A 12301-nucleotide genomic window follows, 5' to 3' on the forward strand; every position below is an offset into this window, starting at 1 on the left:
GCCCGGCCAGGTCCAGCACGATCGTGTCCGCCTTCTCGTGCGCGGCGGCCTGCAAGGCACACACGCGTGCCGCCCCCTTTCGCATGCCTACGACTACTACTGCTGCTCCTCCGGAGCCGGCTCCAGATCGAACTCGCCGTCCCGAGCGCCCAGCACGAAGGCCGTCCACTCCGCCTCCGTGTACCGGAGCACGGTGTCCGGGTCGAGCGACGAGCGCATGGCCATCCCTCCGTCGGGCAGGTCGGCGATCTCGACGCGCTCCTCGTGCTCCTCCGTGCCCGGCGCGCTGCGCCACTCCACGCCCGAGATGTCGAGGGCGTACAGCTCGTCCCGCTCCCGCTCCTTGCGTGCCTTGATCTCCTGCTCCGTCTCCGCCATGGCGAAGCGACCCCTTCCCGACGAACCGACGTGATCTACGATCTTCCGGTACTGCCCGTAGATGCAGATCACCCTAGTGGCCGTATCCGCCCCGGTCAGGGCCCTTCACAGAGCTGGACCGAGGTGTCCCCCCAGGCTGGTACGCTGTGTAGCGGCCGTTTGTGTACGCACCCCTGGAGCTCACCGCTCCGGAGGCCGCGCCCAGCGGATCCCGCCTCCCGAGTTACGGAAGCTCCCCTGAGAAGTGGACCAGGGGCACTCGGTGGCACATCTCAGACTACGAGGAGTACGCGTGTCGCTCGACGCCGCTACGAAGAAGCAGCTCATCACCGAGTTCGGTCAGAAGGAGGGCGACACCGGCTCCCCCGAGGTCCAGGTCGCCATGCTCTCGCGCCGTATCTCGGACCTGACCGAGCACCTCAAGACCCACAAGCACGACCACCACTCCCGTCGTGGTCTGCTGATCCTGGTCGGTCAGCGCCGCCGGCTGCTCCAGTACCTGGCCAAGAAGGACATCCAGCGCTTCCGTGCGCTGGTCGACCGCCTGGGCATCCGTCGCGGTGCGGCGGGCGCCAAGTAAGACGCCGTGAGGGGAGCGGGTCCCGAAACGATCGGGAGCCGCTCCCTTTGCCGTATGTGCGGATTGCCCGTACGTGCGGAAACGTGCGGAGTGTCACTGCCGCTTTGTAGTGTGGTAGCACAACGCAATACGCACGACACAGCACGACAACGCAGGACAGCACGACACCGTACGAACAACGTACGAAACGAACGAGGAGAAGCGCGCCTCGCAGCCGCCGGTCCTCGGTAGTGGCCCCCGGGCAGGAAACCCCGGGTGCTTCGATCGAAGACCGGCCCGCACCAGACAGCGCTTCTCCGCCACCGTCCCCCCGCCACACGGGCGGGGAGGGACGAAAGACGACAAGTAACGGAGAAAACGCTAGTGGAGAACGAGACCCACTACGCCGAGGCCGTCATTGACAACGGCTCCTTCGGCACCCGCACCATCCGCTTCGAGACGGGCCGCCTGGCCAAGCAGGCCGCCGGCTCCGCCGTGGCGTACCTGGACGACGACACCATGGTGCTGTCGGCCACCACCGCCTCCAAGAACCCCAAGGACCAGCTCGACTTCTTCCCCCTCACGGTGGACGTCGAGGAGCGGATGTACGCCGCCGGCAAGATCCCCGGCAGCTTCTTCCGCCGTGAGGGCCGTCCCTCCGAGGACGCCATCCTCACCTGCCGCCTGATCGACCGCCCGCTGCGCCCCTCCTTCAAGAAGGGCCTGCGCAACGAGATCCAGGTCGTCGCCACGATCATGGCGCTCAACCCCGACCACTTGTACGACGTCGTGGCGATCAACGCCGCCTCCGCGTCCACGCAGCTGGCCGGTCTGCCCTTCTCCGGCCCGGTCGGCGGCGTCCGCGTCGCGCTGATCAACGGCCAGTGGGTCGCGTTCCCGACGCACACCGAGCTTGAGGACGCCGTCTTCGACATGGTCGTCGCCGGTCGCGTCCTGGAGGACGGCGACGTCGCGATCATGATGGTCGAGGCCGAGGCCACCGAGAAGACCATCACCCTGGTCCAGGGCGGCGCCGAGGCGCCCACCGAGGAGGTCGTCGCCTCCGGTCTGGACGCCGCGAAGCCCTTCATCAAGGTGCTCTGCCGCGCGCAGGCCGACCTCGCCGCCAAGGCCGCCAAGCCCACCGGCGAGTTCCCGATCTTCCTCGACTACCAGAACGACGTCCTGGAGGCCCTCACCGCCGCCGTCCGCCCGGAGCTCGCCGCCGCGCTGACCATCGCCGGCAAGCAGGACCGCGAGGCCGAGCTGGACCGCGTCAAGGGTCTCGCCGCCGAGAAGCTCCTCCCGGAGTTCGAGGGCCGCGAGAAGGAGATCTCCGCCGCGTACCGCTCGCTGACCAAGTCCCTGGTCCGTGAGCGCGTCATCAAGGAGAAGAAGCGCATCGACGGCCGCGGTGTCACCGACATCCGCACCCTGGCCGCCGAGGTCGAGGCCATCCCGCGCGTGCACGGCTCGGCGCTGTTCGAGCGTGGCGAGACCCAGATCCTGGGCGTCACCACCCTCAACATGCTCCGCATGGAGCAGCAGCTGGACACCCTCTCCCCGGTGACCCGCAAGCGCTACATGCACAACTACAACTTCCCGCCGTACTCGGTCGGCGAGACCGGCCGCGTCGGCTCCCCGAAGCGCCGCGAGATCGGCCACGGAGCGCTCGCCGAGCGCGCCCTGGTCCCGGTCCTGCCGACGCGCGAGGAGTTCCCCTACGCGATCCGTCAGGTCTCCGAGGCCCTCGGCTCCAACGGCTCGACGTCCATGGGCTCGGTCTGCGCCTCCACCATGTCGCTGCTGAACGCCGGTGTGCCCCTCAAGGCCCCCGTCGCCGGTATCGCCATGGGCCTGATCTCCCAGGAGATCAACGGCGAGACGCACTACGTCGCCCTCACCGACATCCTCGGTGCGGAGGACGCCTTCGGCGACATGGACTTCAAGGTCGCCGGCACCAAGGAGTTCGTCACCGCCCTCCAGCTGGACACCAAGCTGGACGGCATCCCCGCCTCCGTCCTGGCCGCCGCCCTCAAGCAGGCCCGTGACGCCCGCCTCCACATCCTCGACGTGATGATGGAAGCGATCGACACGCCGGACGAGATGTCCCCCAACGCCCCGCGGATCATCACCGTCAAGATCCCCGTGGACAAGATCGGCGAGGTCATCGGCCCGAAGGGCAAGATGATCAACCAGATCCAGGAGGACACCGGCGCCGAGATCACGATCGAGGACGACGGCACCATCTACATCGGTGCCCAGGTCGGCTCGCAGGCCGAGGCCGCCCGCGCCACGATCAACGGCATCGCCAACCCGACCATGCCGGAGGTCGGCGAGCGCTACCTGGGTACGGTCGTCAAGACCACCACCTTCGGTGCGTTCGTGTCGCTGCTCCCGGGCAAGGACGGTCTGCTGCACATCTCGCAGATCCGCAAGCTCGCCGGCGGCAAGCGCGTGGAGAACGTCGAGGACGTCGTCGGCGTGGGCCAGAAGGTCCAGGTCGAGATCGCCGAGATCGACTCCCGCGGCAAGCTCTCCCTCATCCCCGTCATCGAGGGCGAAGAGAACACCGAGGACGACAAGAAGGACGACGACGACAAGTGACGTCGACCAGTACCACGACGACGGCCCGCACCTCCTCGGAGGCGCGGGCCGTCGCCCGTACCCAAACCCTCATCCAGGGCACCAACGGCATCGGCACGGTCCGTAAGACCACCCTCCCGGGCGGCCTGCGCATCGTCACCGAGACGCTGCCCTCGGTCCGCTCCGCGACCTTCGGCATCTGGGCACACGTCGGCTCCCGCGACGAGACGCCGTCGCTGAACGGCGCCACGCACTACCTGGAGCACCTCCTCTTCAAGGGCACGCACAAGCGCAGCGCGCTGGACATCTCCTCCGCGATCGACGCGGTCGGCGGCGAGATGAACGCGTTCACGGCGAAGGAGTACACGTGCTACTACGCGCGCGTGCTCGACACCGACCTGCCGCTCGCCATCGACGTCGTCTGCGACATGCTGACGGGCTCCCTGATCCGCGAGGAGGACGTCAACGTAGAGCGCGGCGCCATCCTCGAAGAGATCGCCATGACGGAGGACGACCCGGGCGACTGCGTGCACGACCTGTTCGCACGCACGATGTTCGGCGACAACCCCCTCGGCCGCCCGGTCCTCGGCACGGTCGACACCGTCAACGCCCTCACCGCGGACCGCATCCGCCGCTTCTACAAGAAGCACTACGACCCGACCCACCTCGTGGTCGCGGCAGCGGGCAACATCGACCACGACAAGGTCGTACGACAGGTCCGTGCCGCCTTCGACAAGGCCGGTGCCTTCAAGAACGCGCAGGCCGAACCCATCGCCCCGCGCGACGGCCGCCGCACCCTGCGCACCACGGGCCGCGTCGAGCTGATCGGCCGCAAGACCGAGCAGGCACATGTCGTCCTCGGCATGCCCGGCCTGGCCCGCACCGACGAGCGCCGCTGGGCCCTCGGGGTCCTCAACACGGCCCTCGGCGGCGGCATGTCCTCCCGCCTCTTCCAGGAGGTCCGGGAGAAGCGCGGACTGGCCTACAGCGTGTACTCGTACACGTCCGGCTTCGCCGACTGCGGACTCTTCGGGGTCTACGCCGGCTGCCGGCCCTCGCAGGTCCACGACGTGCTGAAGATCTGCCGCGACGAACTCGACCAGGTCGCCGCGAACGGCCTGTCCGACGACGAGATCGGCCGCGCCGTCGGCCAGCTCCAGGGCTCCACCGTCCTGGGCCTCGAAGACACGGGCGCGCTGATGAACCGCATCGGCAAGAGCGAGCTGTGCTGGGGCGAACAGATGTCCGTCGACGACCTGCTGGCCAGGATCGCCTCGGTCACCCCGGACGAGGTCCGCGAGGTCGCCCGCGAGATCCTGGGACAGCGACCCTCGCTGGCGGTCATCGGCCCGCTCAAGGACAAGCAGGCGGCCCGACTGAACGACGCCGTCGCCTAACACCCGCCTTCGGAACCCGTATCCGGTAAGGAAGCAAGAACGATGAGCAAGCTGCGCGTGGCGGTCCTCGGTGCCAAGGGCCGGATCGGCGCCGAGGCGGTACGAGCCGTCGAAGCCGCCGAGGACATGGAACTGGTGGCCGCCCTCGGCCGGGGCGACACCCTGGAGGCGCTCACGGCCGCGGGCGCCCAGGTCGCGGTCGAACTGACCACCCCCGCCTCGGTGATGGACAACCTCGACTTCTGCGTCCGGCACGGCATCCACGCGGTCGTCGGTACGACGGGTTGGACCGACGACCGCCTCGCGCAGCTGAACGGCTGGCTGGACGCCTCCCCGGAGACGGGCGTCCTCATCGCGCCCAACTTCTCCATCGGGGCCGTCCTGACCATGAAGTTCGCGCAGATCGCCGCGCCCTACTTCGAGTCGGTCGAGGTCATCGAACTGCACCACCCGAGGAAGGTCGACGCCCCGAGCGGCACGGCCACGCGCACGGCCCAGCTCATCGCCGAGGCACGCGCGAAGGCGGGCACGCCCGCCGCGCCGGACGCCACGGAGACGGCCCTGGACGGCGCGCGCGGTGCGGACGTCGACGGGATCCCCGTCCACTCCGTGCGCCTGCGCGGCCTGCTGGCCCACCAGGAGGTCCTGCTGGGCGGCGAGGGTGAGACGTTGACCGTCCGCCACGATTCGCTCCACCACAGCAGCTTCATGCCGGGCATCCTGCTCGGCGCCCGCCGCGTGGTGACCACCCCGGGCCTCACCTTCGGCCTGGAACACTTCCTGGACCTGGGCTGAGGCTCACGACATGCGCGCCAAACTCACCTACGCCGTCACGGCCGCCGTCCTGGTCTTCTACTTCGTCCTGGTCGGCAGCCGCGGCGTCCTGCTCATACAGTCGGGCACGGTCATCACCGTCACCTTCGGGATCGCGGTCCTGATCCTGCCGGTGATCGGCGTGTGGTTCCTCTGGAAGAACACCCAGTTCGTCCGAAACGCCAACCGCCTGGCCGCCCTCCTCGACGCCGAAGGCGGCCTGCCCGTCGACGAGTTGAGGCGCACGGCGGGCGGCCGGATCGACCGCGACTCCGCCGACGAGGTCTTCGCCAAGCGCAAGGCCGAGACGGAGGCGGCCCCCGATGACTGGCGCAGCTGGTTCCGCCTCGCCGTCGCCTACCACGACGCCCGCGACACCCCGCGCGCCCGCAAGGCGATGCAACGCGCGATCGCCCTGCACGCAGGCCGCCCCGTCCAAGCCTGAACGCCCGTATGTCCGTGCGCCTGTACGCCGAAGGGGCCGGCCCGCACTCGCTGCGGACCGGCCCCTTCGCGTCGCTCTCGGGCGGTCAGCTCCGCCGGTACTCGTCGGACCACACCTCGACCGAGTCGGCGGCCCGGTCGAAGGCGGAGGCACGCGCCAGGAAGTCGATGTCGTGCGTGGTCAGCAACGCGGCCACGTCCTCGGCGGCACGGTCCTTCCGTACGAGGAGCAGCGCCTGTCCCTGCACCGTGCGCGGCAGTCCGAGCCAGCGCACCGGCTGCTGCACCGTGCGCACGGCGGCGACCCGGTCCCACCGCACCGTGAGGGTGTAGAAGAACCGCACCCGGCGCAGCCCGCGCGCGCTCACCCACACGCCCATGCGCAGCAACCGCAGGGCGCAGAGGATGACGACCGCCGCGATCCCGAGGATCACCCCCGCCTCGGACCGTGAGCCGGTCAACGCGATGATGACGGCGGCGAAGAGCACGTACGACGCGAGCAGCAGCACGAGCGCCGACACCGCCACCCGCCACGGTCCGGGCCGGTAGGGGCGCCGCCAGCGGTCGCGGTCGTCGAACGGCAGCGCGAGCTCGTCCGCGGCCTCGAATGCGCGGTCGGCCGTAAGGAAGGGCAGGGGCACGGCTGGTGTCCTCACTGAATCCATGCGTGGGCTGTGCCCGGTGAGGTTATCCGGCCGTGTTCCCGCTCACCACCCTTGGGGGTCCGGACGAGTCATGGTCGACTGCGTGGCCGCGTGCCTGGTCAGCGGTTGTCGGCTGCCTGCGACTGCTGGTTCTGGGTCGAGAGGTTGTGCTGGGACAGCGCAGGCATCCCGAGGACCAGGGAGCCCACGATGCCGGCGACGATGGTGAGCCCCAGAAGCCAACGCCCGGCTATCTGACCGGCGGACGCGCGCTCACGGGGCGGCGGGGTGACATTGCTGCGGAAGCGATCGGTCTCGGCGATGAAGGCGAACGGGACGGGTTCGCGCCGACGGAGCATCGGTGGTGCATCTCCCCTCAGGGATCGAATCGGGATCGAACGGGTGGCTCTCACCAAGACAGACGAGCGAACGCCCCAAAAGGTGCCCCGTTTCGCCGAATTCGCAGAAGTTCGCCAACGAATGTCGCGGCACGGCCCGAACGCCCCGTTGTCAGTGCCGGGCCGTAGAGTGGGCGCCGCCCGAGAGACGTGATGGAAGGACCCTCCGAGCCGTGACCGACACTCCCGCCGACGACCTCAAGCCCAGTTTCCGCAGCGATGTCACCGTCGAGCTGGTCAAGCACACCGCGTCCGACGCGGACGTGCTCTTCGCCGCCCGCGTCTCGACGATCGGCGAACAGTCCCTGGAAGAGATGGGCAAGGACCCCGAGCGCTCCAAGGGCCTGATCAACTACCTGATGCGCGACCGGCACGGCAGCCCTTTCGAGCACAACTCCATGACCTTCTTCATCAGTGCCCCGATCTTCGTCTTCCGCGAGTTCATGCGGCATCGGGTGGGCTGGTGTGTCTCCGGCGACACCGAGATCACACTGGAGAGCGAGGCGGGGAACCTCCGGCGCCGCTCGATCGAGGACCTGTACAAGCTGTGGCATCTGGGAGTGGAGGACCGCCTGCCGCATTCGGCGGGCGGTGTGACCTGGCACGCCCGTGCACAGAAGTGGATGGCGCAGGTCCGGCGCGGGGACACCAACCACTACCTGGGGCTCTACGACAATCGTGAGGCGGCCGACTCGGCCGTCGCGGAATTCCGCGAGCAGCACCCGTCCACCCGGCTGCGCAAACTCGAATCGGTCCGGCGCAACCACGTCCGTTGCTACGACGAGGAGACCCTGACGGCCCAGCGGGCCCAGATCGTCGATGTCATCCAGTCGGGCGTCAAGCCGCTGATCAAGATCACGACTGCCGGCGGAAAGGTTCTCCGCTCCACCGTCGATCACGCGGTGCTCACTCCGGACGGCTGGCGCAAGGCCGGTGAACTCACGGTCGGAGACGCCGTGATGACCGCCGGGACGGCTCCGCTTCCCACGGAGCGGCTGGTTCCCCCGAGCCTCCGTCGTGGTGTCGGCGTCTGGACCTCGATGCAGCGCGACCGCCTGATCGGCGAGACCGACACGTGCCACATGTGCGGGGAGTCCTTCGCGCGTGAGCAACTCGCGCTCGATCACGTCGTTCCCGTCGCGGAAGACCTGACCCAAGCACTGGACGAGCGGAACCTGGCGCCCGCTTGCGCGCCCTGTCACGCCGCCAAGAGCGCGGGGGAGGAGAAGCTTGCGCGTCGGGGCGGGAAGATCGCGGTGGCCCTTCCCGATCCAGTGGTGTCCATTGAAGACGACGGTGAGGAGATGACGTACGACCTCACCGTGGAAGGCCCTTGGCACAACTTCCTGGCGAACGGGATCGTCGTACACAATTCGTACAACGAGGAATCAGGCCGCTACAGGGAACTTCAACCGGTCTTCTACGTCCCCGGGGAGGAGCGAAAGCTCGTCCAGCAGGGGCGCCCGGGCAAGTACGAGTTCGTGTCGGGTACGGAGGCCCAGCAGGCCATCGTCGAGCGCTCGATGCAGGAGTCGTACATCCAGGCGTACGAGCGCTACCAGGAGATGCTCGCCGCAGGCGTCGCCCGCGAAGTCGCCCGCGCGGTGCTCCCTGTCGGCCTCTTCTCCTCGATGTACGCCACGTGCAACGCCCGCTCGCTGATGCACTTCCTCGGTCTGCGCACGCAGCACGAGCTGGCGAAGGTGCCGTCCTTCCCGCAGCGGGAGATCGAGATGGTCGGCGAGAAGATGGAGGAGCAGTGGGCCAAGCTCATGCCGCTCACCCACTCGGCCTTCAATGCCAACGGTCGTGTCGCCCCGTAGCGCACCTCTGTTTGCCGAGCGGGCACACATGTACGGGTCAGTCGTGCGAAGTGTCCGTATTGCGGCATTTGGAGAAGTTCATCTAGCCTGATCAAACGGACCCGGCACTGCTTGAACCCCCGAGCAGGCAGTGCCGGGCTCCATATTTGTCACGACTTGTCGCCTGCCCCGAGGGCAGACCCCGCATTGAGCAGCGAGTAGCGTGTTACCCATGGCTCCGACCTCCACTCCGCAGACCCCCTTCGGGAGGGTCCTCACCGCCATGGTCACGCCCTTCACGGCGGACGGCGCGCTCGACCTCGACGGCGCGCAGCGGCTCGCTACCCACCTGGTGGACGCAGGCAACGACGGCCTGGTCGTCAACGGCACCACCGGTGAGTCCCCGACCACCAGCGACGCGGAGAAAGCGGATCTCGTACGAGCCGTACTGGAAGCGGTCGGCGACCGCGCCCACGTCATCGCCGGCGTCGGCACCAACGACACCCACCACAGCGTCGAACTCGCCCGCACGGCCGAACGCACCGGCGCACACGGCCTGCTCATCGTCACGCCGTACTACAACAAGCCCCCGCAGGAGGGCCTGTACCGACACTTCACGACCATCGCCGACGCCACCGAACTGCCGGTCATGCTCTACGACATCCCCGGCCGCAGCGGCGTCCCGATCGGCACCGAGACCCTGGTCAGACTCGCCGAGCACCCCAGGATCGTCGCCAACAAGGACGCCAAGGGCGACCTAGGCCGCGCCAGCTGGGCCATCGCCCGGACCGGCCTGGCCTGGTACTCCGGCGACGACATGCTGAACCTGCCGCTGCTCTCCGTGGGCGCGGTCGGCTTCGTCTCGGTCGTCGGCCATGTGGTCACACCCGAACTGCGCACCCTGGTGGAGGCGTACGTCTCCGGTGACGTCCAGAAGGCCACCGAGATCCACCAGAAGCTGCTCCCCGTCTACACCGGCATGTTCCGCACCCAGGGCGTCATGACCACCAAGGCCGCGCTCACCCTCCAGGGACTGCCCGCCGGACCACTGCGCTCACCGATGGTCGAGTGCTCCTCCGAGGAGATCGCCCAGCTCAAGATCGATCTTGCCGCCGGCGGGGTACAGCTCTGACAACAGACTTCACAACTGAATACGCGGGGCTTCGGCGCCCGCACCCCACATCCGATAACTGCATTTGCACGAACGTCATGCGCGCCACGTGCCCACAGGTACGTGGCGCGCATGGGTAGGAGAGTCTTTTGAGCCATCCGCATCCTGAACTCGCCCCTCCGTCGAAGCTCCCCGAAGGCGGCCTGAGGGTCACCCCACTCGGCGGCCTCGGGGAAATCGGCCGAAACATGACGGTCTTCGAATACGGCGGCCGTCTGCTGATCGTCGACTGCGGCGTGCTCTTCCCCGAGGAGGAGCAGCCCGGAATCGACCTGATCCTGCCGGACTTCACGTCCATCAGGGACCGCCTCGACGACATCGACGGCATCGTCCTCACGCACGGCCACGAGGACCACATCGGCGGAGTCCCGTACCTCCTTCGCGAGAAGGCGGACATCCCGCTGATCGGCTCCAAGCTGACCCTCGCCCTCATCGAGGCGAAGCTCCAGGAGCACCGCATCCGCCCGTACACGCTTGAGGTCGCCGAAGGGCACCGCGAGCGCATCGGCCCGTTCGACTGCGAGTTCGTCGCGGTCAACCACTCGATCCCGGACGCCCTCGCGGTCGCCATCCGCACCCCCGCGGGCATGGTCGTCCACACCGGCGACTTCAAGATGGACCAGCTTCCGCTGGACGGTCGGCTGACAGATCTACACGCGTTCGCACGGCTCAGCGAGGAGGGCATCGACCTGCTCCTCGCCGACTCGACGAACGCCGAGGTCCCGGGATTCGTGCCGCCGGAGCGGGACATCTCCAACGTCCTGCGCCAGGTCTTCGCGGGTGCCCGCAAGCGCATCATCGTGGCGAGCTTCGCCAGCCACGTGCACCGCATCCAGCAGATCCTGGACACGGCACACGAGTACGGCCGCCGGGTCGCCTTCGTCGGCCGCTCGATGGTCCGGAACATGGGCATCGCCCGTGACCTCGGCTACCTCAAGGTCCCACCGGGCCTGGTCGTGGACGTCAAGACGCTCGACGACCTCCCCGACAGCGAGGTCGTCCTTGTCTGCACGGGCTCGCAGGGCGAACCGATGGCCGCCCTGTCCCGCATGGCCAACCGCGACCACCAGATCCGCATCGTCGCCGGCGACACGGTGATCCTGGCGTCGTCGCTCATCCCGGGCAACGAGAACGCCGTCTACCGGGTGATCAACGGCCTCACCCGCTGGGGCGCCAACGTCATCCACAAGGGCAACGCCAAGGTCCACGTCTCCGGACACGCCTCGGCCGGCGAGCTGCTGTACTTCTACAACATCTGCAAGCCGAAGAACCTGATGCCGGTCCACGGCGAATGGCGCCACCTACGGGCCAACGCCGAGCTGGGCGCTCTGACCGGCGTCCCGCACGACCGGATCGTCATCGCCGAGGACGGCGTGGTCGTCGACCTCATCGAGGGCAAGGCCAAGATCTCGGGCAAGGTCCAGGCCGGTTACGTGTACGTCGACGGCCTCTCGGTCGGCGATGTCGGCGAGCCCGCGCTGAAGGACCGCAGGATCCTGGGAGACGAGGGCATCATCTCGGTCTTCGTCGTCGTGGACTCGTCCACCGGCAAGATCACGGGCGGCCCGCACATCCAGGCCCGCGGCTCCGGCATCGACGACTCCGCCTTCGTGGACGTCGTCCCCAGGATCGCTGAGGTCCTGGAGCGCTCGGCCCAGGACGGCGTGGTGGAACCCCACCAGCTGCAGCAACTGATCCGCCGCACGCTCGGCAAGTGGGTCTCCGACAACTATCGGCGCAGGCCGATGATCCTCCCGGTCGTCGTGGAGGTCTGACCGTCGTACGACCCCCTCGTACGCGTGAACCTGGAGCGGGCCGCCTCGATTTGCATCGAGGCGGCCCGCTCCAGTACGTTTACGGCTCCGCCTGAGGGGGAACCCGGACACTTCGCGTGTACGGGAGCCACTCCCGGAGGGCCGGAAATTCCGACTCAGAACCTCTGATAAAGTCGGAGTCGCCGGAAAGGGAAACGCGGAAGCGGGAACCTGGAAAGCACCGAGGAAATCGGAACCAAAAACGGTCTGATAGAGTCGGAAACGCAAGACCGAAGGGAAAAGCCCGGAGGAAAGCCCGAGAGGGTGAGTACAAAGGAAGCGTCCGTTCCTTGAG

10 protein-coding genes and 3 pseudogenes are annotated in these 12301 nt (G+C 68.1%); 10 read left to right on the forward strand and 3 right to left on the reverse strand.

From position 1 onward, the window contains the following. Window positions 1–96: 96 nt before the first annotated feature. On the reverse strand, window positions 97–378 hold the full coding sequence (locus ACWIHT_RS46865) for a DUF397 domain-containing protein (protein WP_200713035.1): 282 nt from the start codon (window positions 376–378) through the stop codon (window positions 97–99). Window positions 379–670: 292 nt separating this feature from the next. Between ACWIHT_RS46865 and rpsO the strand changes: the two genes are divergently transcribed. The 5 genes from rpsO (at window position 671) to ACWIHT_RS46890 (ending at window position 6178) form a co-directional block, all read left to right on the forward strand. Then, window positions 671–958 carry a 30S ribosomal protein S15 gene (gene rpsO, locus ACWIHT_RS46870; protein ID WP_019075416.1) on the forward strand — a complete coding sequence of 96 codons (288 nt, stop codon included), beginning with the start codon at window positions 671–673 and terminating at the stop codon, window positions 956–958. 363 nt (window positions 959–1321) lie between these two features. After that, a complete protein-coding gene (locus tag ACWIHT_RS46875; protein ID WP_456174773.1) occupies window positions 1322–3544 on the forward strand; it encodes a polyribonucleotide nucleotidyltransferase in 2223 nt (740 codons plus the stop codon). After that, the gene (locus tag ACWIHT_RS46880; RefSeq protein WP_456174774.1) at window positions 3541–4920 is read left to right on the forward strand and encodes a M16 family metallopeptidase; all 1380 of its coding nucleotides are present in this window, start codon (window positions 3541–3543) and stop codon (window positions 4918–4920) included. Before ACWIHT_RS46875 ends, ACWIHT_RS46880 begins: the two co-directional genes overlap by 4 nt. 42 nt (window positions 4921–4962) lie before the next feature. After that, window positions 4963–5715: a 4-hydroxy-tetrahydrodipicolinate reductase gene (dapB, locus tag ACWIHT_RS46885; protein ID WP_456174775.1), complete on the forward strand. Its 753-nt coding sequence runs from the start codon at window positions 4963–4965 to the stop codon at window positions 5713–5715. 10 nt (window positions 5716–5725) lie between these two features. Further along, window positions 5726–6178 (forward strand): hypothetical protein, encoded by a 453-nt coding sequence (locus ACWIHT_RS46890; protein WP_456174776.1) that lies wholly within the window; start codon window positions 5726–5728, stop codon window positions 6176–6178. 85 nt (window positions 6179–6263) lie between these two features. On the opposite strand, the gene ACWIHT_RS46895 is transcribed toward ACWIHT_RS46890, so the two are convergent. Together ACWIHT_RS46895 and ACWIHT_RS46900 are read right to left on the reverse strand one after the other, a co-directional pair. Further along, window positions 6264–6818 carry a hypothetical protein gene (locus ACWIHT_RS46895; RefSeq protein ID WP_456174777.1) on the reverse strand — a complete coding sequence of 185 codons (555 nt, stop codon included), beginning with the start codon at window positions 6816–6818 and terminating at the stop codon, window positions 6264–6266. A 122-nt stretch (window positions 6819–6940) separates the two neighbouring features. Beyond that, window positions 6941–7180 (reverse strand): hypothetical protein, encoded by a 240-nt coding sequence (locus ACWIHT_RS46900; RefSeq protein WP_456174778.1) that lies wholly within the window; start codon window positions 7178–7180, stop codon window positions 6941–6943. 212 nt (window positions 7181–7392) lie between these two features. On the opposite strand from ACWIHT_RS46900, the pseudogene ACWIHT_RS46905 reads away from it, so the two are divergent. From ACWIHT_RS46905 to ACWIHT_RS46925, 5 genes and pseudogenes are all read left to right on the forward strand, one after another. After that, a pseudogene (locus ACWIHT_RS46905) lies at window positions 7393–7683 on the forward strand (FAD-dependent thymidylate synthase); the annotation flags it as partial. Between the two features lie 159 nt (window positions 7684–7842). Further along, window positions 7843–8589: pseudogene (locus ACWIHT_RS46910) on the forward strand (HNH endonuclease); the annotation flags it as partial. A 3-nt stretch (window positions 8590–8592) separates the two neighbouring features. Beyond that, window positions 8593–9042 (forward strand): annotated as a pseudogene (gene thyX, locus ACWIHT_RS46915) (FAD-dependent thymidylate synthase); the annotation flags it as partial. Window positions 9043–9253: 211 nt separating this feature from the next. Further along, the gene (dapA, locus tag ACWIHT_RS46920; RefSeq protein ID WP_456174779.1) at window positions 9254–10153 is read left to right on the forward strand and encodes a 4-hydroxy-tetrahydrodipicolinate synthase; all 900 of its coding nucleotides are present in this window, start codon (window positions 9254–9256) and stop codon (window positions 10151–10153) included. A gap of 128 nt (window positions 10154–10281) precedes the next feature. Next, window positions 10282–11967, forward strand: coding sequence for a ribonuclease J (locus ACWIHT_RS46925; RefSeq protein ID WP_359609134.1), 1686 nt, complete (start codon window positions 10282–10284; stop codon window positions 11965–11967). Window positions 11968–12301: the final 334 nt, after the last annotated feature.

This window comes from Streptomyces sp. NPDC002276 (assembly GCF_053891435.1).